Source organism: Anaeromyxobacter sp., assembly GCA_016718565.1.
GTDB lineage: Bacteria > Myxococcota > Myxococcia > Myxococcales > Anaeromyxobacteraceae > JADKCZ01.
The window spans coordinates 264,195-285,154 of record JADKCZ010000002.1; the positions used below are offsets into that span (position 1 = coordinate 264,195).

General features: G+C 70.6%; 16 protein-coding genes, 5 tRNA genes and 2 pseudogenes. 2 read left to right on the forward strand and 21 right to left on the reverse strand.

Annotated features, from left to right (window positions below; genetic code table 11):
* Positions 1 to 124 precede the first annotated feature (124 nt).
* The 18 genes and pseudogenes from rpoB to dnaK form a co-directional block, all read right to left on the reverse strand.
* Positions 125 to 4,285: pseudogene (gene rpoB / locus IPO09_07855) on the reverse strand (DNA-directed RNA polymerase subunit beta).
* A 211-nt stretch (positions 4,286 to 4,496) separates the two neighbouring features.
* Positions 4,497 to 4,871 carry a 50S ribosomal protein L7/L12 gene (gene rplL, locus IPO09_07860; GenBank protein MBK9517260.1) on the reverse strand — a complete coding sequence of 125 codons (375 nt, stop codon included), beginning with the start codon at positions 4,869 to 4,871 and terminating at the stop codon, positions 4,497 to 4,499.
* Between the two features lie 102 nt (positions 4,872 to 4,973).
* Positions 4,974 to 5,498: a 50S ribosomal protein L10 gene (locus IPO09_07865; GenBank protein ID MBK9517261.1), complete on the reverse strand. Its 525-nt coding sequence runs from the start codon at positions 5,496 to 5,498 to the stop codon at positions 4,974 to 4,976.
* A 278-nt stretch (positions 5,499 to 5,776) separates the two neighbouring features.
* On the reverse strand, positions 5,777 to 6,481 hold the full coding sequence (locus IPO09_07870) for a 50S ribosomal protein L1 (protein ID MBK9517262.1): 705 nt from the start codon (positions 6,479 to 6,481) through the stop codon (positions 5,777 to 5,779).
* A 26-nt stretch (positions 6,482 to 6,507) separates the two neighbouring features.
* Positions 6,508 to 6,954: a 50S ribosomal protein L11 gene (gene rplK / locus IPO09_07875; protein ID MBK9517263.1), complete on the reverse strand. Its 447-nt coding sequence runs from the start codon at positions 6,952 to 6,954 to the stop codon at positions 6,508 to 6,510.
* Between the two features lie 117 nt (positions 6,955 to 7,071).
* On the reverse strand, positions 7,072 to 7,611 hold the full coding sequence (gene nusG / locus IPO09_07880; GenBank protein ID MBK9517264.1) for a transcription termination/antitermination protein NusG: 540 nt from the start codon (positions 7,609 to 7,611) through the stop codon (positions 7,072 to 7,074).
* Between the two features lie 74 nt (positions 7,612 to 7,685).
* The gene (secE, locus tag IPO09_07885) at positions 7,686 to 8,081 is read right to left on the reverse strand and encodes a preprotein translocase subunit SecE (GenBank protein MBK9517265.1); all 396 of its coding nucleotides are present in this window, start codon (positions 8,079 to 8,081) and stop codon (positions 7,686 to 7,688) included.
* 69 nt (positions 8,082 to 8,150) lie between these two features.
* Positions 8,151 to 8,227 (reverse strand) — tRNA-Trp (locus IPO09_07890).
* Positions 8,228 to 8,240: 13 nt separating this feature from the next.
* Positions 8,241 to 8,399 (reverse strand): 50S ribosomal protein L33, encoded by a 159-nt coding sequence (gene rpmG, locus IPO09_07895; GenBank protein ID MBK9517266.1) that lies wholly within the window; start codon positions 8,397 to 8,399, stop codon positions 8,241 to 8,243.
* A gap of 21 nt (positions 8,400 to 8,420) precedes the next feature.
* Entirely contained in the window at positions 8,421 to 9,611 is a 1,191-nt protein-coding gene (gene tuf / locus IPO09_07900) for an elongation factor Tu (protein ID MBK9517267.1), read from the reverse strand.
* Between the two features lie 58 nt (positions 9,612 to 9,669).
* Positions 9,670 to 9,745 (reverse strand) — tRNA-Thr (locus IPO09_07905).
* A gap of 37 nt (positions 9,746 to 9,782) precedes the next feature.
* Positions 9,783 to 9,858: transfer RNA gene (locus tag IPO09_07910), tRNA-Gly, on the reverse strand.
* A gap of 60 nt (positions 9,859 to 9,918) precedes the next feature.
* Positions 9,919 to 10,004 (reverse strand) — tRNA-Tyr (locus tag IPO09_07915).
* A 35-nt stretch (positions 10,005 to 10,039) separates the two neighbouring features.
* Positions 10,040 to 10,115, reverse strand: a tRNA-Thr gene (locus tag IPO09_07920).
* Between the two features lie 105 nt (positions 10,116 to 10,220).
* Positions 10,221 to 10,991, reverse strand: a complete 771-nt coding sequence (gene rlmB, locus IPO09_07925) for a 23S rRNA (guanosine(2251)-2'-O)-methyltransferase RlmB (GenBank protein ID MBK9517268.1) — start codon at positions 10,989 to 10,991, stop codon at positions 10,221 to 10,223.
* A gap of 13 nt (positions 10,992 to 11,004) precedes the next feature.
* Positions 11,005 to 11,427 (reverse strand): hypothetical protein, encoded by a 423-nt coding sequence (locus IPO09_07930; protein MBK9517269.1) that lies wholly within the window; start codon positions 11,425 to 11,427, stop codon positions 11,005 to 11,007.
* A gap of 58 nt (positions 11,428 to 11,485) precedes the next feature.
* The gene (locus tag IPO09_07935) at positions 11,486 to 12,367 is read right to left on the reverse strand and encodes a RimK family alpha-L-glutamate ligase (protein MBK9517270.1); all 882 of its coding nucleotides are present in this window, start codon (positions 12,365 to 12,367) and stop codon (positions 11,486 to 11,488) included.
* A 75-nt stretch (positions 12,368 to 12,442) separates the two neighbouring features.
* The gene (gene dnaK, locus IPO09_07940; GenBank protein MBK9517271.1) at positions 12,443 to 14,347 is read right to left on the reverse strand and encodes a molecular chaperone DnaK; all 1,905 of its coding nucleotides are present in this window, start codon (positions 14,345 to 14,347) and stop codon (positions 12,443 to 12,445) included.
* A gap of 288 nt (positions 14,348 to 14,635) precedes the next feature.
* On the opposite strand from dnaK, the gene IPO09_07945 reads away from it, so the two are divergent.
* Entirely contained in the window at positions 14,636 to 15,703 is a 1,068-nt protein-coding gene (locus tag IPO09_07945) for a diacylglycerol kinase (GenBank protein ID MBK9517272.1), read from the forward strand.
* Between the two features lie 99 nt (positions 15,704 to 15,802).
* On the opposite strand, the gene IPO09_07950 is transcribed toward IPO09_07945, so the two are convergent.
* From IPO09_07950 to IPO09_07960, 3 genes are all read right to left on the reverse strand, one after another.
* Positions 15,803 to 17,125, reverse strand: coding sequence for a PhoH family protein (locus tag IPO09_07950; protein MBK9517273.1), 1,323 nt, complete (start codon positions 17,123 to 17,125; stop codon positions 15,803 to 15,805).
* A 136-nt stretch (positions 17,126 to 17,261) separates the two neighbouring features.
* A complete protein-coding gene (locus IPO09_07955; protein MBK9517274.1) occupies positions 17,262 to 19,595 on the reverse strand; it encodes a diguanylate cyclase in 2,334 nt (777 codons plus the stop codon).
* Positions 19,592 to 19,894, reverse strand: a complete 303-nt coding sequence (locus IPO09_07960) for a septum formation initiator family protein (GenBank protein MBK9517275.1) — start codon at positions 19,892 to 19,894, stop codon at positions 19,592 to 19,594. Before IPO09_07960 ends, IPO09_07955 begins: the two co-directional genes overlap by 4 nt.
* Here IPO09_07960 and IPO09_07965 point away from each other — a divergent pair.
* Positions 19,893 to 20,960, forward strand: a pseudogene (locus tag IPO09_07965) (FAD:protein FMN transferase). The gene IPO09_07960 and the pseudogene IPO09_07965 sit on opposite strands and share 2 nt — an antisense overlap.

Sequence of the window (20,960 nt, forward strand, 5' to 3'; positions counted from 1 at the left end):
GTCGGTGAGGCGTGCCACCCGGCGGCTAGGCCGTCTTCTTCTCGCCGCCGCCGGGCGGGCGTGGCGCCAGCGGGTCGGTGCTGGCCGCCGCCGCCTCCAGCTCGCGCTGCGCCTTGGCCTCGGGCGACTCCAGCAGCTCCACGTCGAGCGCCAGGCTCTGGAGCTCCTTGATGAGCACGTTGAAGGACTCGGGCAGGCCCGACTCCAGCGTGTTCTCGCCCTTGACGATGGCCTCGTACATGCGGGTGCGGCCCACCACGTCGTCCGACTTGACGGTCAGGAACTCCTGCAGCGAGTAGGCGGCGCCGTAGGCCTCCATGGCCCAGACCTCCATCTCGCCGAGCCGCTGCCCGCCGAACTGCGCCTTGCCGCCCAGGGGCTGCTGCGTCACCAGCGAGTACGGGCCGATGGAGCGGGCGTGGATCTTCTCGTCCACCAGGTGGTGGAGCTTGAGCATGTACATCACGCCCACCGTGACGTCCTGGTCGAAGGGCTCGCCGGTGCGGCCGTCGAAGAGGACCGACTGCATGGTGGCCCCGCCCTGCGCCATCAGCTCCCGCATCTCGTCCTCGCGGGCGCCGTCGAAGACCGGCGTGGCGATGTGGATGCCGTTCTTGAGCTTCTGGACCAGCTTGGGCAGCTCGCGATCGGGCAGATCGTCGATGAGCGACGTCAGCCGGTCGTTGCCCGGGCTCTCCGGGCCGTCGAAGACCTTCTTGAGCTTCTTGCGCAGGACGTCGGGTCCGAAGTTCTTCTCGATCATCTCCTGCAGCCGCAGGCCCACGTTGCGGGCCGCCCAGCCGAGGTGGGTCTCGAGGATCTGGCCCACGTTCATGCGCGAGGGCACGCCGAGCGGGTTGAGGACGAAGTCCACCGGGGTGCCGTCCTCGAGGTACGGCAGGTCCTCCTCGGGCAGCACGCGCGACACCACGCCCTTGTTGCCGTGGCGGCCGGCCATCTTGTCGCCCACCGCCAGCTTGCGCTTGATGGCGACGTACACCTTCACCATCTTGATGACGCCCGGGGGCAGCTCGTCGCCCTTCTTGAGGCGGCCGATCTTCTCGCCGAAGAGCAGCTTCACCAGCTCCTTCTGCTCCTCGAAGTTCTCGACGATCTTGCGGGCCAGGTCGGAGACGTCGCCCTCGACCGCCAGCTCACCCCAGTAGCGCTGCGGGATGCCGTCCAGCAGCTCGTCCGAGAGGACGTCGCCCTTCTTGAGCAGCTGCTCGCCGCGGTCGTCCACCAGCCGGGCGGTGGCCTCCTTGCCCAGCAGGAGGCGGCGGATCTTCTGGAACGCCGAGTCCTGGATGATCTTGATCTCGTCGTTCTGGTCCTTGAGGAGCTTGGCCTCCTCCATCTCCTCGATGGCCTTGGCGCGCTCGTCCTTCTCGACGCCCTTGCGGCTGAAGACCTTGGCGTTGATGACCGTGCCGGTCACCCCGGGAGGCACCCGCAGCGAGCTGTCGCGGACGTCGCCGGCCTTCTCGCCGAAGATGGCGCGCAGCAGCTTCTCCTCGGGGGAGAGCTGGGTCTCGCCCTTGGGCGTGATCTTGCCCACCAGGATGTCGCCCGGCTTGACCTCGGCGCCGATGCGGATGATGCCCGACTCGTCGAGGTCCTTGAGGGCCTCCTCGCCGACGTTGGGGATGTCGCGGGTGATCTCCTCCTTGCCGAGCTTGGTGTCACGGGCGACGCACTCGAACTCCTCGATGTGCACCGAGGTGAACACGTCCTCCTTGATGAGCCGCTCCGAGAGGAGGATGGAGTCCTCGAAGTTGTAGCCCTGCCACGGCATGAAGGCGACCACGATGTTGCGGCCCAGGGCCAGCTCGCCCTGCTCGGTGGCCGGGCCGTCGGCGATGACGTCGCCCTTCTTGACCCGCTCGCCCGGCTTCACGATGGGCTTCTGGTTGATGCAGGTGTTCTGGTTGGAGCGCTGGTACTTGGTGAGGTTGTAGATGTCCACCTCGTTGGCCACGTCGGTGGTCGCGGTGGCCACGTCGGCCTTCACCACGATGCGGGCGGCGTCGACGGACTGGACCACGCCGTCGCGCTTGGCCACCACGGTGACCCCGGAGTCGCGGGCCACGGTGGCCTCGATGCCGGTGCCCACCAGCGGGGCGGTGGTGCGCAGCAGCGGCACCGCCTGGCGCTGCATGTTGGAGCCCATCAGGGCGCGGTTGGCGTCGTCGTTCTCCAGGAACGGCACCAGGGAGGCGGCCACCGAGACCAGCTGGTTCGGCGACACGTCCATCAGGTCCACCTCGTCCGGGCGGGCCAGGATGTACTCACCCTCCTTGCGGCACGAGACGTTGTTGCCCTCGAAGTGGCCGCGACGATCCACCGGCGCGTTGGCCTGCGCGATGATGTGCTTCTCCTCCTCGAGCGCCGAGTAGAAGGTCACGTCGTCGGTGACCCGCCCCTTCTCGACCTTGCGGTAGGGGGTCTCGACGAAGCCGTAGTCGTTGACGCGGGCGTAGGTGGAGAGCGACGCGATCAGGCCGATGTTCGGGCCTTCCGGCGTCTCGATGGGGCAGATGCGGCCGTAGTGCGTGGAGTGGACGTCGCGCACCTCGAAGCCGGCCCGCTCGCGGGTCAGGCCGCCCGGCCCGAGGGCCGAGAGGCGCCGCTTGTGGGTCACCTCCGAGAGCGGGTTGGTCTGGTCCATGAACTGCGAGAGCTGGGACGAGCCGAAGAACTCCTTGATCACCGCCGTCACCGGCTTGGCGTTGATCAGGTCGTGCGGCATGAGCGTCTCGATCTCCTGCAGGCTCATGCGCTCCTTGATGGCGCGCTCCATGCGGACCAGGCCGATGCGGTACTGGTTCTCCAGCAGCTCGCCGACCGCGCGGACGCGGCGGTTGCCGAGGTGGTCGATGTCGTCGACGTCCTTGTTCGGCTTGCCGTTCTTGAGGTCGATGAGGAAGCGCACCACCTCGAGGATGTCGCGCTTGGTGAGGATGGTGTTGTCGAGCGGCTCGTCGATGCCGAACTTGTAGTTCAGCTTGAGGCGGCCGACCTTGGAGAGGTCGTAGCGCTCCGGGTTGAAGAACAGGTTGAGGAAGAGCGTGCCGGCCGTGTCCGGCGTCGGCGGATCACCCGGGCGCAGGCGCCGGTAGATCTCCATGATGGCCTCCTCGGGGGAGGCGATCTTGTCCTGCATGAGGGTGTCGCGCAGCGACGGCAGGACGTTCAGGTTGTCGATGAAGAGGACCTTGAACTGGCCGATGTCGCGCTTGCGCAGCTCCTCGACCTTGGCCTCGGTGACCTCCTCGTTGACCTCCAGCAGGACCTCGCCGGTGGCCTCGTCCACCACGTCCTCGGCGGAGACCTTGGTGTAGACCTCGTCCGCCTCGATGGGCAGCGACTTCATCTTGGCCGCCACCAGCTTCTTGATGGCGCCCTCGGTGTACTTGCGGTTCTTCTTGACGATGACCTCGCCGGTCCGCGGATCCTTGATGTCGCGGGTGGCGCGCTGGCCCTTGAGGAGCTCGGGGTTCAGGTCCTTCTCGTACTTCCCCTTGCCCTCGATGCGGACGGTCTCGACGTCGTAGTAGTACTTGAGGATCTCCTCGGGCGAGCCGCGGAAGTCCACCGGGTCCTTCTTGGCCGTGTCCGGCACGCCGCCCAGGGCGCGCAGCAGCACGGTGGCCGGCAGCTTGCGGCGCCGGTCGATGCGCACGTACAGGATGTCCTTGTGGTCGAACTCGAAGTCGATCCAGGACCCACGGTACGGGATGATGCGGGCGTTGTAGAGCAGCTTGCCCGAGGCGTGGCTCTTGCCCTTGTCGTGGTCGAAGAAGGCGCCCGGGGAGCGGTGGAGCTGGCTGACCACCACCCGCTCGGTGCCGTTGATGATGAAGGTCCCGTTCTCCGTCATGAGCGGGATCTCGCCGAAGTAGACCTCCTGCTCCTTGACGTCGCGGATCGACTGCGCGCCGGTCTCCTCGTCCTTGTCCCAGACCACCAGGCGGACCACCACCTTGATGGGCGCCGAGTAGGTCATGCCGCGCTGGTGGCACTCGTCGACGTCGTACTTGGGCTTCTCGAGGTGGTAGCTCACGAACTCGAGCGAGCTGGTCTCGTTGAAGTCCTTGATGGGGAAGACCGACTTGAAGACGCCCTGCAGGCCGGTGTCATCCCGCTTCTCCGGGCCGACCTCGGCCTGGAGGAACTTGTCGTAGCTCGACTTCTGGATGGCGATGAGGTTGGGGATCTCCGCGATCTTGTTGATCTTCCCGAAGTTCCTGCGGACTCGGAAGTTGCTCTGGATCGTCGTCGCCATCGAGAACGGACCTCTTTCGATCGAAGCTGCCGCTGAAAAGCGTCTAGCCGGCCTCGCGGCCGGCTCCATCACATCGGCGGCCCTTTCGGGCCGGGCTCACCTGGTCACTGGACGGGGAGGCAGGTTGTAACGGCGCCGGTCCCCTGCGTCAAAGAACCCTGTGAGCGGTGGCGCGGGGCGGACCACCAGGTCCGCCCCACGCCGCAGCCACCTACTTGATCTCGACCTTGGCGCCGGCGGCCTCGAGCTTCTTCTTGATCTCGGCGGCCTCGTCCTTGTTCACCCCACCCTTGACCTCCTTGGGGGCGGCCTCGACCAGGTCCTTGGCCTCCTTCAGGCCGAGGCCCGTCACCGCGCGGACCTCCTTGATGACGTTGATCTTGTTGGCGCCGGCCTCGGCGAGGACGACCGAGAACTCGGTCTTCTCCTCGGCGGGGGCGGCGGCAGCGGCGGCGGCCGGGCCGGCCGCGGCAACGGCCGCGGCGGCGGAGACGCCCCACTTGGTCTCGAGCTGCTTCACCAGGTCGGCGGCCTCGAGGATGGTGAGACCGGACAGCTGCTCCACGATGGCATTCAGATCGGCCATGTTCTCTCTTCCTTTTCTTGTCCGGGGCGTTCGCCTCTCCGGCGGGCCCCGCAGCGTGTTGGAGGTCGCGCACCCGCGCGGCCCCGTGGGTTCAGGTACCGTTTACGGCTGCTTCTCCAGCTGCTCCTTCCGCGCGCCGAGCACGCGGGCGAGCTGCTGGGCCGGGGTTCCGATGACGCGGGCAAGCTTCGTCGCAGGCTGGGTGATCATCCCCAGGATCTGCGCGCGGAGCTCGTTGATGCCGGGCAGCTTGGCGAGAGCGGCGACGCCCTTGGCGTCCACCAGCTTCCCCTCCACGACTGCCGCGCGAATGGTGAAGTTCTCGCGGTCCTTCATGAACTCCGCGAGGAGCTTCGCCGGCGCCACCACGTCGTCGTAACTCATGACGAGCGCGGTCGGCCCCACGAACCTGTCGGCGACCACCTCCACCGACGTGCCCTTGGCGGCGCGTGCGGCGAGGGTGTTCTTGACGACGCGGTACTCCACCTTGTTGTCCCTGAGCTTCTTGCGCAGGGCGGTGACCGTCTCCACGTCGAGTCCCCTGGGCTCCGCCACGATGGCGGCCCGGGCCTTGGCCATCTTGGCGTGCAACTCGCCGATGACCGCTTCTTTCTCCGTCCGATTCATTCCGATTCACCACCTTTCATGCCGCCGGCGCGTTCGCCGGGCGGCTTGGTTCGGGCTTCGGACGGCCGGACGGCCGGTACCAAAACCCCCTGGCCAAGCAGGGGACGCTGCGTACTGAACTCGCAGGTTCCGTCTCGGCGGGTCGACGCCTCCCGGCGTCGCTTGGCCGCTGCCCCCTTTGACGTCTCGCACTCGGGGGCGGGCGGGCCCGCTGTCTTGGACCAGGAACCCCGGCGGCGTCATGCCGCCGGGAACTCCTCAACACGAAGGCTGTGATGCTAGGCGTGGTGCGACGAGAGCTCGGCGGTGTCGATCTTGATGCCGGGCCCCATGGTGCACGAGATGGTGACGTTCTTCAGGTAGACGCCCTTGGCGGTCTGGGGCTTGGCCTTGAAGATGATCTCCATGATGGCGGTGAAGTTGTCGCGGAGCTTCTGGGGGTCGAAGGAGGCCTTGCCGAAGGGGACGTGCACGATGCCCGCCTTCTCGACGCGGAACTCCACCTTGCCGGCCTTCTGCTCCTTGACCGCCCGGGCGATGTCCAGGGACACCGTGCCGACCTTGGGGTTCGGCATCAGGCCGCGGGGGCCCAGCACCTTGCCGAGGCGGCCCACCACGCCCATCATGTCGGGGGTGGCCAGCACCTTGTCGAAGTCCATGAAGCCGCCCTGGATCTTCTCCGCCAGGTCCTCGGCGCCCACCACGTCGGCGCCGGCCTCGGCCGCCTCCTTGGCCTTGTCGCCCTTGGCGAACACCGCCAGCTTGACGGCCTTGCCCATGCCGTGCGGCATGACCACGGCGCCGCGCACCACCTGGTCGGCGTGCTTGGGATCCACGCCCAGGTTGATGGCCGCGTCCACCGTCTCGTCGAACTTCTTGGAGGCGGTCTCCTTCACCAGCTTGAGCGCCTCGTCCAGCTTGTAGCGCTTGGTCCGGTCCACCTTCGCCGACACCGCCTTGAACTTCTTGCCGATCGTAGCCATTTGGTCGTTCCTCGCTGAAGGCGGCGTTAGCCGACGATGTCGATGCCCATGGAGCGCGCGGTGCCCTCGACGGTCCGCATCGCGGCCTCGACGGAGCCAGCCGTCATGTCCTGCATCTTCAGCTTGGCGATCTGCTCGACCTGCTTCTTGCTGATCTGGCCCACCTTCTCCTTGCCGGGCTTGTGCGCCCCGGAGCCCTTCTTCTTCTCGGTGTGCAGGCCGGCGGCCTTCTTGATGAGGATGGCCGCGGGCGGCGTCTTGAGCAGGAAGGTGAAGGAGCGGTCGGCATACACGGTGATGATCACCGGGATGATGAGCGCTTCCTTGGCCTGGGCCTGCGTGGCCGCGTTGAACTGCTTGCAGAACTCCATGATGTTGACGCCGTGCTGGCCGAGCGCGGGGCCGACCGGCGGCGCCGGGTTGGCCTTGCCGGCCGGGAGCTGCAGCTTGATCTGACCTGTGATCTTCTTCATCGGTTCCTTCCTTCCGGGTCCTTCTTCCGACCCTGCGTGGTCTGGCGAGCCCCGTTGGCTCTTCCACGCTGCTGTTTGGTGCTGACGAGAGGCCTGGGCGGGCTGAAGCCCGCCCGGTTAGGTCTTCTCCACCTGCATGAAGTCCAGCTCGACCGGGGTGGCGCGGCCGAAGATCGACACCAGCACCCGGACCTTGCCCTTGTCCGGCTTCACTTCCTCGACGGTGCCGTTGAAGTTGGAGAACGGGCCGTCGATGACGCGGACCTGGTCCCCCTCCTCGAACTGGACCTTGGGCTTCGGCTTGAGCGAGCCCTCGGAGATCTGCGCCGTCAGGCGGGAGACCTCGGCGTCGGTGATGGAGGGCACGTCGCGGGGGTTCTTGGCCGAGCCCACGAAGCCGGTGACCTTGGAGGTCCCCTTGACGAGGTGCCAGGTCGAGTCGGTCATCTCCATGTTGACCAGGATGTAGCCGGGGAAGAACTTCCGCTTGGAAGTCTTCTTCTCGCCCTTGACCATCTCCTGGACCACCTCCATCGGGATGAGAACCTCGCCGAAGAAGTCCTGGAGCGCCTCCTGCTTGACGCGCTCCTCCAGGGACTTCTTCACCTTGTTCTCGAACCCCGAGTAGGTGTGGACCACGTACCACTTCTTCGCCATGCCAGATCTCCGTTCGGTGCGCCGGCGCCCCCCGGCTGGCAACTCGTGCCGGCGAGCCTCGCCGGCGCGGCGCCCTAGTACACGAGGGCGCTCAGGCTGCCCCAGATGAAGTCGAACGCACCCAGGATGATGGAGGCGATGAAGCTGGCCACCACGACCGCGATGGTGGCCGCGCGCGTCTCCCGCATGCTCGGCCAGGTCACCCGCTTCAGCTCCAGGGCGACCTCGAGCGAGAGGGTCTGCGTCCGGGGCAGGCGCCACACCACCACCGCGACGGCGGCCGCCACCAGGAACCCGAGGGCCGAGGCGACGGTCCAGCCCTCGACCAGCACCGTGGCGTCGTTCCACCGCGCGTAGGAGAACACGCCCTGGAAGATCTTCTCCAGGGTCATGCCCAGGGCGATGGCCGCGAGGACGTAGAAGATCGCGACGTAGCGCTTCGGCTGCTCGACGCCGGCTGCGGTATCCATGGGTCTACGTGCCTTTTCTTTTCGGGGAGACGAGACCGCGGCTGGTGCGCCCTCGTCTCCCCGGGTCGGTGGCAGGCCAGGAGGGACTCGAACCCCCAACATGCGGTTTTGGAGACCGCCGCTCTACCAATTGGAGCTACTGGCCTAAGGCGTACGGGACTACTTCGTCTCCTTGTGCGCCGTGTGCTTGCGGCACCGCGGGCAGTACTTGGAGAGCGACAGCTTGTCCTGCGTCTTCTTCTTGTTCTTCGTGGTGGAGTAGTTCCGCTCCTTGCAAGCGGTGCACTCCATGTTGATGATGCTTCGGCTGGACGCCATGGCTGGGTTCCTCTCCCGGTGCTACAGGATGACCTCGGAGACGACGCCGGAGCCGACGGTGCGCCCACCCTCGCGGATGGCGAAGCGCAGCTCCTTCTCCATCGCCACGGTGGTGATGAGCTCCACCTCGACGCCGATGTTGTCTCCCGGCATCACCATCTCGACCCCGGCCGGGAGGTTCAGCGTCCCCGTCACGTCCGTCGTCCGGAAGTAGAACTGCGGCCGGTACCCGTTGAAGAACGGCGTGTGACGACCGCCCTCCTCCTTCGTCAGCACGTAGACCGCCGCCTTGAACTTGGTGTGCGGCGTGATCGAGCCCGGCTTCGACAGCACCTGCCCGCGCTCCACGTCCTCGCGCTTCAGGCCGCGCAGCAGCGCCCCGATGTTGTCGCCCGCACGCCCCTCGTCCAGCAGCTTGCGGAACATCTCCACGCCCGTCACCACCGTCTTCTGCGTCGGGCGCAGGCCCACCACCTCGACCTCCTCGCCCACCTTGACGATGCCGCGCTCCACGCGGCCCGTCGCCACCGTCCCGCGCCCGGAGATGGAGAACACGTCCTCCACCGGCATCAGGAACGGCTTGTCCGTGGCACGCACCGGCGTCGGGATGTACGCGTCCACCGCGTCCATCAGCCGGCCGATCGACGGCTCGCCCAGGTCGCCCTTGTCGCCCTCCAGCGCCTTGAGCGCCGAGCCGCGGATCATCGGGGTCTTGTCGCCCGGGAACTCGTACTTGGTCAGCAGCTCGCGGACCTCCAGCTCCACCAGGTCCAGCAGCTCCGAGTCGTCCACCATGTCGCACTTGTTCAGGTAGACCACGATGTACGGAACGCCCACCTGCCGGGCCAGCAGGATGTGCTCCCGCGTCTGCGGCATCGGGCCGTCCGCCGCCGACACCACCAGGATGGCGCCGTCCATCTGCGCCGCGCCCGTGATCATGTTCTTCACGTAGTCGGCGTGGCCGGGGCAGTCCACGTGCGCGTAGTGCCGCGCCGCCGTCTGGTACTCCACGTGCGCCGTCGCGATGGTGATGCCGCGCTCCCGCTCCTCGGGCGCCTTGTCGATCTGGTCGTACGCCATGAAGGACGCCAGGCCCTTCTGCGCCGCCACCTTCGTGATGGCCGCGGTGAGCGTCGTCTTCCCGTGGTCCACGTGCCCGATCGTGCCGACGTTCACGTGCGGCTTGTTCCGCTCGAACTTCTCCTTGCCCATGGTGTCGCTCCCTGTGACGGCGCCGGAGGTCGACCCACTCCGGCGCGGTACTGAAGAATGGAGCCTTCGTCCAGGATTGAACTGGAGACCTCGTCCTTACCAAGGACGCGCTCTACCGACTGAGCTACGAAGGCTGATCTTTTCGGTGCTGCCCTGCTGCCACGACGTCGCTGGAGCGGGAAACCGGATTCGAACCGGCGACATTCAGCTTGGAAGGCTGACGCTCTACCAACTGAGCTATTCCCGCAACTCTCTGCTGCTCCTCTTCCCGGCCCGGCGTCCCTGCTTCTCAAAGCTGCGGTCGAAGTGGTGGAGGGGGGTGGATTTGAACCACCGAAGGCGTGAACCGGCAGATTTACAGTCTGCTCCCTTTGGCCGCTCGGGAACCCCTCCGGATCTTTCTCGTTCGACTTTCTGGTCCCACGACCTGGAGCTGGCGGTGGGAGTCGAACCCGCGACCTGCTGCTTACAAGGCAGCTGCTCTGCCGACTGAGCTACGCCAGCCCAAACTTCCGAAGTTCCTCGGATCCATGCCGGCCGCGCTCCGTGCGACCGCCACCCACCCTCGCCGAGTGGAGCCGCGTCTTGTAGACGAGGCCCGGGCGACTGTCAAGGGCTGAGCGGACGGTTCTTTTCCGGGCTCCGGCCGCGCCGCTGACGCGCCGCTTCATACAGGGCGACCGAGGCCGCCGCCGACACGCTGAGGCTCTCCACCCCTCCGGCCATCCCGATGCGGGCCCCGTGGTCGCAGGTCTTCCGGACCAGCGCCCGGATCCCCTCCCCCTCGCTGCCGACCACCAGGGCCGTCGGCCCCTTCAGGTCGACCTGGGCGAGCTCCTGCTCACCGTCGGCCGCCAGGGCCACCGACCAGACGCCTGCCCCCTTCAGGTCATCGAGGGTCCTCGAGACGTTGACCACCCGCGCCACCAGGCAGCGCTCCAGGACGCCGGCCGACGCCTTGACCGCTGCCGGGGTGACCCCGACGGCGCGATCCTGCGGGATGACCACCCCGTGGGCGCCCATGGCCACGGCCGACCGGGCGATGGCGCCCAGGTGGTGCGGATCCTCCACCCCGTCGAGGATGACCAGCAGGGGGGGCTCGTTCCGGGCCTCGGCTGCCGCCAGGATCTCCCGGACCTCGGCATAGCGGAACGCCGCGCCCACCACCGCCACCACCCCCTGGTGCTTGTCGACCCCGGCCAGCCGGTCGAGCCGCTGGCGGGGGGCGTGCTTCACCCGCGCCCCGGCCGCCTCGGCCTGCCGCGCCAGGTCGGCCAGGGCGGCCGAGCGGGCCCCCTCGGCGACCCACAGCTCCGACAGCCCCTGGGCGCCGGCCCGGAGCAGCTCCTTCACCGGGTTGACGCCGTAGACCACCCTCACGCGCGCGCCTCGCTCATCTGACCTCGACCGGGACCTTCACCTCTCGCACCTGCTTGACGCACCAGGCGTCGCTGCAGATGAAGAAGTCGACCACCACGGTGGCCGCCTGCGCCCCCGCGGCGGCGGCGGTGAACGGCACCTCGAAGCGCGGCGCCTCGGCCTTGGGATCGGCCAGGTCGGCGCGGCCCAGCTTGACCTTGGAGAGGGTCAGGCCCGGGGTGGCGGCCAGGGTCACCTTGAGGGGCGCCTGCGGGTGCACATGGGTCTTGGCCACCGGCGTGATGGCGATGCGCAGCGCCCCGGCGCCGCCCACCGGGAGGGCGGGCGGGACGGCCACCACCTCGAGCTGGTAGCTGCGGGCCGCCTCGGCGCCGGGGTCGGCGGCCTGGGCCAGCAGGGCGTGCAGCGCCAGGGCGGCGGTGAGTGCGAGCGTCACGTGGAACCTCCTCGGGAGGGGCCTCCCATACCAGGGACGGCCCGGGGCGACCACCGATTCACGCGCCGCGGGCCAGCGCCGCGGCGCAGGCCACGATGCGGCTGGCCACGTCCACCCCGCAGGCCTGCTCGGCCTCGCGGATGGAGGGCGTGCCGTTCACCTCGAAGACCAGCGGCCCGCCCGGCACGTCGAGCATGTCCACGGCGCACACCTCCAGGCCCAGCACCCGGGCGGCCTGCACCGCGATGCGGCCGTGCTCCAGCGGCAGGGTGGCCGCGGCGAAGCGGGCGCCCCGCCGGGCGCCGCGGCCGGCGCGCCCCGGGGCCGGCTCGCGCCTGAGCGCCGCCACCACCTCGCCGCCCACCACCAGCGCCCGCAGGTCCCGCCCGCCGGCGCCGCGCAGGTCCTGCTGCACCACGATGTTCTGGCCCAGCCCCAGCACCGCCTCCAGCGCCGCCTCCAGCGACTGCATGGTCTCGCACACCATCACGCCGCTCTTGCCGCCGGCCGCCAGCAGCTTGACCAGCACCGGCACGCCGCCCACCAGCCGCACCATCTCCTGCAGGCCGGAGGCGTCGGCCGCCATGACGGTGCGCGGCACCGGCACGCCGCCCGCCGCCAGCAGCTGCAGGCTGCGCATCTTGTGCCGGCTGGCCGCCAGGGCGGCGGCGCCGTTCAGGACCGGCAGGCCGATCAGCTCGAGCTGCTTCACCACCGAGAGGCCGTACTGGTGGATGGAGGGGCCGATGCGGGCCACCACCACGTCGGTGCGGGGGAAGCGGCGTCGCCGCCAGGAGACGGTGGGGCGCTCGCCGCCCAGCCCCATCTCCACGGCCAGCGGGTCGACCACCCGGGCGTGGTGCCCCATGGCCCGCGCCGCCTCGAGGAGGCGGCGGGTGGTGGGCAGTCGGGCCGACCGGGAGAGGATGGTGAGCCGCACGGGGCCTGGCATGGTACGGCCCGCGCCCCCGGAAAGCGAGGACGCGGGCCGACGGAGACGAGCGCGCGGCGGCGCCTAGACCTGCTTGAACTCCGCGTCCACCACGTCGTCCTTCTTGGCCTCGCCGGCCGGCGGGGCCTCGGGCCCGGCCTCGGGAGGGGCGCCGGGGGCGGCCCCGGGCGCGGCCGTCTTGTAGAGCTCCTCGGCGGCCTTGTGGCTGGCCTTCTCGAGCCGCTCGGCGGCCGCCTTGACCTCCTCGGCGGTCCCCTTCTCGCGCACCGCGTGCAGCGCGGCCACGGCCTCCTCGACCTCCTTGGCGGTCTCGGGGGTGAGCTTCTCCTTGTTCTCCTTGAGGAGCTTCTCCATCTGGTAGGCCAGGTTCTCGGCCCGGTTGCGCTGCTCCACCTCCTCGCGCCGCTTCTTGTCGTCGACCTCGTGGGCGCGGGCGTCCGACACCATCTTCTCCACCTCGTCCTTGGCCAGGCCCGAGCTGTGGGTGATGGTGATCTTGGTCTCCTTGCCGGTGCCCTTGTCCTTGGCCGAGACGTTGAGGATGCCGTTGGCGTCGATGTCGAAGGTCACCTCGATCTGCGGCAGGCCGCGGGGCGCCGGGGGCAGCCCCTCGAGGTGGAACTTGCCGAGCGGCTTGTTGTCCCGGGCCATCTCGCGCTCGCCCTGCAGGACGTGGATCTCCACCGAGGTCTGGTTGTCCGAGGCGGTCGAGAAGGTCTCGGACTTCTTGCACGGGATGGTCGAGTTGCGCTCGATGAGCCGGGTGGTGACGCCGCCCAGGGTCTCCACGCCCAGCGAGAGCGGGGTCACGTCCACCAGCAGCAGGTCCTTGACGTCGCCGGCCAGCACGCCGGCCTGCACGGCCGCGCCGATGGCCACCACCTCGTCGGGGTTGACGGTGCGGTTGGGGTCCTTGCCGAAGAACTTCTTGACCGCCTCCACGATGGCCGGCATGCGGGTCTGGCCGCCCACCATGACGATCTCGTCGATCTGGCCGGCCGACAGCTTGGCGTCGGCCAGGCACTTGCGGGTCGGCTCCATCGACCGCTCGATGAGGTCCGCCACCAGCTGCTCCAGCTTGGCGCGGGTGAGCTTGATGGCCAGGTGCTTGGGGCCAGTCTGGTCGGCGGTGAGGAACGGCAGGTTGATCTCGGTCTCCATGGTGGAGGAGAGCTCGATCTTGGCCTTCTCGGCGGCCTCCTTGAGGCGCTGCAGCACCATCTTGTCCTTGGAGACGTCGATGCCGCTCTCCTTCTTGAACTCGGCGATGAGCCAGTCGATCAGCACCTGGTCGATGTTGTCGCCGCCCAGGTGGGTGTCGCCGTTGGTGGCGAGCACGCGGACCATGTCCTCGTCCACCTCGAGCACCGAGATGTCGAAGGTGCCGCCGCCGAAGTCGTAGACCGCGATCTTCTCGTTCTTCTTGCGGTCCAGGCCGTAGGCCAGCGCCGCCGCGGTGGGCTCGTTGACGATGCGCCGCACGTTGAGGCCGGCGATCTCGCCGGCGTCCTTGGTGGCCTGGCGCTGGGCGTCGTTGAAGTAGGCCGGCACGGTGATGACCGCGTCGGTGACCTTCTCGCCGAGGTGGGTCTCGGCGGCCCGCTTCAGCTTGAGCAGCACCTGGGCGCTGATCTCCGGCGGGCTGTTCTGCTTGCCGTCGATCTCGATGCGGGCGTCCCCGTTGGGCCCCTCCACCACCTTGTACGGGACCCGCTTGGTCTCCTCGGTCACCTCGTCGAAGCGCCGGCCCATGAACCGCTTGATGCTGTAGATGGTCTTCTCGGGGTTGGTGATGGCCTGCCGCTTGGCCACCTGCCCGACCAGCCGCTCGCCGTCCTTGGCGTACCCCACCACGGAGGGCGTGATGCGCGACCCTTCCTCGTTGGAGATGACGATGGGATCCCTGCCGTCCATGACGGCCACCACCGAGTTGGTCGTTCCGAGGTCGATGCCGATGATCTTGCCCATGGTGTCGTGACCCTCCTGGTCTCGACCGAACCTAAGATCGCGTCACGACCTGTCAAATGGCCCAGGCGCCTTTTCGAGGAGCGCCGGCGCCAGGGCCCGTGGCCTGTGGGCGAGGTGCGTAGCCAGGTTCGCAGCTGGCACCCGCGCTTCCCGCCACGCCCCGGTGACGCGTCACCCGACCGCGGTACGCCGGCCTTGAAATCAGGGCGATTTCGCCTCTGACGCGCCGTGGCACCCCACTTGCTCCATCATCGCGACATACGCGTCACAGGACCCCAAGGGGTGTTCATGCTTCGACTGGTCTCCGCCGCTGAGCAGGCCGCCTTCACCGCCCCGACCGACCTGTCGGGCCGGGTGGCCGTGCTGCTCAACGCCCGGGCCAAGTCGGTGAACGAGGACGTGCGGCGGGCCCTGGCGCAGGTGGTGCCCCCCGAGGATCTCTACCTCTCCCGCAGCCACGAGGAGGCGGCCGAGATCGCCGACCGGGTGGTGGCGCGCCGCTACCGCACCGTCTTCACCGGCGGCGGCGACGGCACCTTCGTCGGCTGGGTCAACCGCATCCTGGAGTCGTCGGAGCGGCGCCGCATCCGCCCGCCGCGCTTCGGCGTGCTGGCGCTGGGCACCGGCAACGCCGTGGCCGAGATGGTCGGCGCCACCCCGCGGCGCCACGCCGAGGACCTGGCGCGCTTCGTCGCCGGGCAGGTGCCCGGCTCGCGGCAGCTCGACCTGGTCACCTGCGACGGCCGCCGCACCCCCTTCGCCGGCGTGGGCGTCGACGCCGCGGTGCTCAACGACTACATCTGGCTGAAGGAGCGGCTGGCCGGCACCCCGCTGCAGCCGCTCGGGCTCGGCGTGACCGGGTACGGGCTGGCGGCCGCCCTGCGCTCGGCGCCGCGCGCGCTGCTGGAGCGGCGCCCCTCCTACTGCGAGATCGTCAACGCCGGCCGCCAGGCCTTCCGGCTCGACGCCGCCGGGCGCCGCACCGGCCCGGCCATCGAGAAGGGCGACCTGCTCTACGCCGGCCCCTGCCTGATGGCGGCGGCCAGCACGGTCCCCTACTACGGGCTGGGGCTCAAGGCCTTCCCCTGGGCCGACCGCAGCGCCGGGCTGATGCAGGTGCGGGTGGCCAGCACCATCGGCGTGGCCACCATGATCCTGAACCTCCACCGCATCTGGTCGGGGGACTTCGCCCACGAGGGGCTGCTCGACTTCCACGCCGAGCGGGTGGCGCTCCGGTTCGAGCGCCCCATGCCCCTGCAGGTGGGCGGCGACGCCGAGGGCTGGCGCGACGAGGTGACCTTCGGCATGGCGTCGGCGCCGGTCGAGCTGGTCGACTTCGGGACCGCCGCGGCCTGACCGGCCGGCCTGCAGGCCGGCCCGACCACGGGCGCCAGCGCGGGATCGGTCGGATCCGCGGGACCCGCGCCCCGCCGCAGGGACCCGCCGCCCGCCGCGCTACAGCAGGTTGGCCGCCAGCTCCGCCAGCGGCGAGCGCTCGCCCTTCGACATGGTGATGTGCCCGGCCAGCCGCTCGTTCTTGAAGCGGTTGACCACGTGGATCAGGCCGTTGTTGGTCTGGTCCACGTAGGGGTTGTCGATCTGGTACGGGTCGCCGGTCAGGACGATCTTGGTGCCGTCCCCCACGCGCGTGATGATGGTCTTCACCTCGTGCGGGGTGAGGTTCTGCGCCTCGTCCACGATCATGTACTGGTTGGGGATGGAGCGCCCGCGGATGTAGGTGAGCGGCTCGATCTCCAGGATGCCGAGGTCCATCAGCTCGTGCCAGCCGCGCCCGGCCTTCTTCTCCGAGCGCGACAGGTTCATGAGGTACTCGACGTTGTCGAAGATGGGCTGCATCCAGGGGTTGAGCTTCTCCTCCACCGAGCCGGGCAGGAAGCCGATGTCGCGCCCCAGCGGGAAGATGGGCCGCGAGACCAGCAGCTTCTGGTAGACGGACTCCTCCATGGTCTTCTGCAGGCCGGCGGCGATGGCCAGCAGCGTCTTGCCCGTGCCCGCCTTGCCCACGATGGTGACCAGCCGGATCTCGTCGTTGAGCAGCAGGTCGAGGGCGAAGGACTGCTCCTTGTTGCGCGGCCGGATGCCCCAGACCCCCTCCTTGGGCGTCTTGATGAGCTGCACGAAGGAGCCGCGGGCCGCCGAGTACTTGCCGACCGCGCTGTGCTGCGGGTTCTGGCGATCGCGCAGCACCGCGAAGGCGTTGGGCGGGGGCGGCTCCATGCCCGCCGGGCATGGCACCGCGCCGGCCGCGTAGAACTCGTTGACCACCTCCGGGTCCACGTCGAGCTCGGCCACCCCGCTCCACAGCTCGTCGAGCTGGACACCCTCCACGTCGTAGTCCTCGGCGTGCAGCCCGAGGGCGTCGGCGCGGATGCGCAGGTTGGTGTCCTTGGAGACGAAGACGCAGGGCTTGCCCGGCTCCTTCTCCAGGACGTCGAGCGCCACCGCCAGGATCTTGTCGTCCATGACGTGGCCATCGCCCACCTCGGGCGGCAGCCGCCGCGGCGCCGTCAGCACCCGGATGGTGCCCTTGCCGGGCCCGATCGAGACGCCCTCGCGCAGCTTCCCGGCGATGCGGAACTCGTCGAGCGTGCGCGAGACCTGGCGGGCGTTGCGGCCCAGCGAGGAGAGGTCGCGCTTGAAGTTGTCGATCTCCTCGATGACGTGGATGGGGACCACCACGTCGTTGTCCTCGAAGCCGAAGAGGCTGCGGGGGTCGTGCAGCAGGACGTTGGTGTCGAGGACGAAGTTCTTTTTCACGCCGGGGCGGCTCCTCGCGCCGCCGGGAGGGCGGCGCGAGGGACTCTAGCAGGCGGCGGCGGGGCGCGGCCACCGCGGCCTGCGATGCGGCGGTGGGCGGGGCGGCGCCGTCGGCGTGGGCGCGGCGGGACGGCGCTCAGGCGCCCGGAGCCGGCGGGGCGCGCCGCGGCCCGTCGAGCGCCGAGGCCGCCACGCTCTGGTTCCGGCCGTGGCGCTTGGCGTGGTAGAGGCAGGCGTCGGCGCGCGCCACCAGCGCGGCCTTGGACCCGGCGTCCTCGGGGAAGGTGGCCACCCCGAGCGAGAGCGTCACCTGGAGCGGCCCCTGCCCGGTCTCGGTGACCAGCGCGCGGACCCGCTCGCGGATCCGCTCGGCGATGACCAGCGCGCCGGCGGCGTCGGTCTCCGGCATGACCACCGCGAACTCCTCGCCGCCGTAGCGGGCCACCACGTCGGTGGTGCGCGCCTCGCGGGCGATGACCTGGGCCACGCCCTTGAGCACCACGTCGCCCACCGGGTGGCCGTAGGTGTCGTTGACCGACTTGAAGTGGTCGATGTCGCACAGCAGCAGCGAGACCTTGCGCCGGTAGCGCTCGGCCCCCAGCAGGTGCTCGTCGAGCCGCGCCTGGAAGGTGCGGTGGTTGGTCAGGCCGGTCAGCCCGTCGGTGGTGGCCAGCCGCTCGGTGGCGTCGAAGAGCCGGGCCCGCTGCACCGCCTCGCCGGCCTGCAGCGCCACCAGCTCCAGCTGGCGCATGCGGTCCTGGTCGAAGACCCCGGCCAGGCTGGAGCCCAGCACCAGCGTCCCCAGCACCGCCGGGTCGCCCGCCTTGAGCGGCTCGGCCCGCAGCGGGATGACCTTGACGGCCTCCACGCCGCGCAGCCGGGCCGGGGCGTCGAACACCAGCGCCCGGGCCGGATCGAGGTCCTTGGCGGGCAGGCTGGCCTCCAGCCGCACCGCCGCCGCCACCAGGCTGCCGCCCTCGCTGGAGAAGGTCAGCCCCTCGACCGGGACCGCGCCCTTGAAGCCCTCGGCCGTCCAGGTGCGGGCCACCCGGTGGGCCGCCGGCCCGGCGGCCGCCTCGTGCAGGGTCACCGCGCCGAAGCAGGCGCCCGGCACCATGCGGCGCGCCTCCAGCAGCGTGGCGTCGTAGACGTCGGTGAGCTTCGTGGCCTTGTTGAGCCGCTCCAGCGCCTGGAAGAAGCGCTCCCACTCGTCGCGGGCGGTCTTGATGCCGCCCATGAGCCGCTCGGCCGCCACCGCCCGCAGGATCTCGGCGGCCAGCGTCACCAGCAGCCGCTCGTCCTCGTCGCCGAAGGGGCGCGCCTCCAGCCGGTCGGCCACCACCACGCCGCGCACGTGGCCGCCGCGCCGGTCCACCAGCGGCACCGCCAGCAGGGCGCCGGGCCGGGTGCCGTCGAGGTAGTAGCTGGCGGCCTTGAAGTCGCCCTGCAGCCGCACCGGGGCGCGCCGCCGCACCGCGCCGCCCAGCGCCCCCTCGCCGGCCGGCAGGGCCGCGCCGCTGACCGCGTCGCTGCGGCTGCGCAGGTCGCGCAGCACCAGGTGCTGGTCGTCGTCGGAGAGCAGGAAGACCGCGCAGGTGTGGCTCTTCAGGGCCACCTCGGCCACCTCCAGGGCGCCGCGCACCGCCGCCTCGATCTCCACCACCGAGGCCTCGGTGGAGCGCCGGGTCCGCTCGGCGGCGTCGCCGCCGGCGGCCTCCGGATCCAGCAGCCGGAACTCGCGGGCCCGCTGCTCGATCTCGGCCAGCCGCTGCGCCACCGCGGTGGCCTCGGCGCGGCGGCTGGCGCCCAGCCGGGCCGCCAGCGCCGCGTGGTAGAGCAGCGCGAAGAGCGCCATGAAGCCGGCGTGCCCCACCAGGGCGGGCAGCTCGTCGAGCCGCGCGCCGCGCTGCCACCAGCCGCCCGCCTCCAGCGCCACCGCCAGCAGCACCAGCGCCAGGCCCACCGGGCGGTCCAGGAAGGCCACCAGGAAGGCCATCACCAGGTAGATCATGGGCTGGAGCGGGGGCTCGCCCACCTCGGCCGCCGTGGCCTGCACCAGCGCCAGCGCCGAGAGCAGGAAGAGCGCGCCCAGCTCGAGCTGCTCGCGCGGCCCGGCGCGCCGCCCGGTGGCCGCCAGCGCGCCGCGGCGCCAGGCCGCCCCGCCGGTCACCAGGGCCAGCCCTCCCAGGGCGGCCGCCTGCGGCCAGCCGAGCGACGGGCCGCGCAGCTGCTGCAGCACCAGCAGGCCGGCCCCGCCCACCACCGCGGCCGCCGGCACCGCCGAGAGGAGGGCGCGGCCGGCGCGGCGCCGGGCCGGCGCGCCCATGAGGCCGGCGTCTCCCAGGAGGGCGGCGTAGAGCGAGACCAGCAGCGGGCGCGGGCGCTGCTGCGCCAGGCGGTCCGCCACCGAGGCGGTGGAGCCGATGGGGGCGCGGGCGGGCGGCGGGGGCGGCACGGCCGAGGGGCTCACGGGGTGGCCCCGGGCACGGGGTCGAGGCGGTAGACCAGCTCGCCGGGCCGGATGAAGCGCAGCTCCTCGCGGGCGGCCCGCTCCAGGGCGGCCGGGCGGGTGCGCAGGGCGCGGGCCTCGCGGGCCAGGCGGGCGTTCTCACCCGCCAGCCGGACGTTCTCGACGCGGAGCTGGGCGGCCTGCTCGCGCATGACCCGATCCTTCTTCAGCCCCTCGCCGTCGAACGCCAGCGCGGCGGCGACCAGGACGGCCACCACCGCGAGCAACCAGCGCACTTTCGCTCGACCTGACAGGGACATGGACCAGCCTGCGCCAGCGTACCAACCGGGGGTGCTGCGTCCAGAAATCGGCCGATGGCGGCCGGAAGCGTCGCGGGGTACACGGTCCCACATGTCCACCCTGCCCGCCGCCCTGCTGGCCGCGCTGCTCGCCGCCGCCGGCGCGCCGGTGGTGACCGAGTCGCGCCCGGTCATGGGCACCCTCTGCACGGTCGAGCTGGTGGGCGTGGCGCCGGACCGGGCCGCCGCGGCCATGGAGACCGCCTTCGCCTTCTTCGACCGGGTGGACCTGGTCATGAACGAGTGGCGGCCCGACTCCCCGCTCTCGGCCCTGAACGCCGCCGCCGGCCGGGGCTGGGTGGACCTGCCCGGCGACCTCTGCCAGGTGCTGGCCCTGGCCAAGGCCGGCGCCGAGCGGACCGGCGGGCGCTTCGACCCGACCTGGGCCGCGCTCTCCGGCCTGTGGCGCTTCGACGGGACCCAGCGCGCGCCGCCCGAGCCGGCCGCCCTGGCGGCGGCCTGCCGGCTGGTGGACCACCGGGCCCTCGAGCTCGTCCGGAGCGGCGCCGGCTGCCGCGCCCGCCTGCCGCGGGCCGGCATGCGGGTCGGGCTGGGTGGCCTGGCCAAGGGCTGGGCGGTGGACCAGGCGGCGCGGGCGCTCCGCGCCATGGGGCTGCAGGACTTCCTGCTGCAGGCGGGCGGCGATCTCTACGCCGCGGGGCGCCGCGGCGGCGCGCCCTGGCTGGTGGCGGTGCGCAGCCCGCGCGCTGGCCCCCTCGAGGCGCTGGGGGTGCTGGCGGTGTCGGACCAGGCCTTCTCCACCAGCGGCGACTCGGAGCACTTCTTCGAGGCCGGCGGGCGCCGCTACCACCACGTCATCGACCCCAGGACCTGCCAGCCGGCCGCCGGGGCCCGCTCGGTGACCATCCTGGCCTCCAGCGCGGTGGAGGCCGAGGTGCTCTCGAAGGCGGCGCTGGTGGAGGGCGGCGCGGCCGGCCTGGCCCTGGTGGCCGAGGCCGGCGCCGAGGCGCTGCTGGTGGACGCCGACGGCCGGCTCCTGGGGACGCCGGGAGTGCTGGACCGCTTG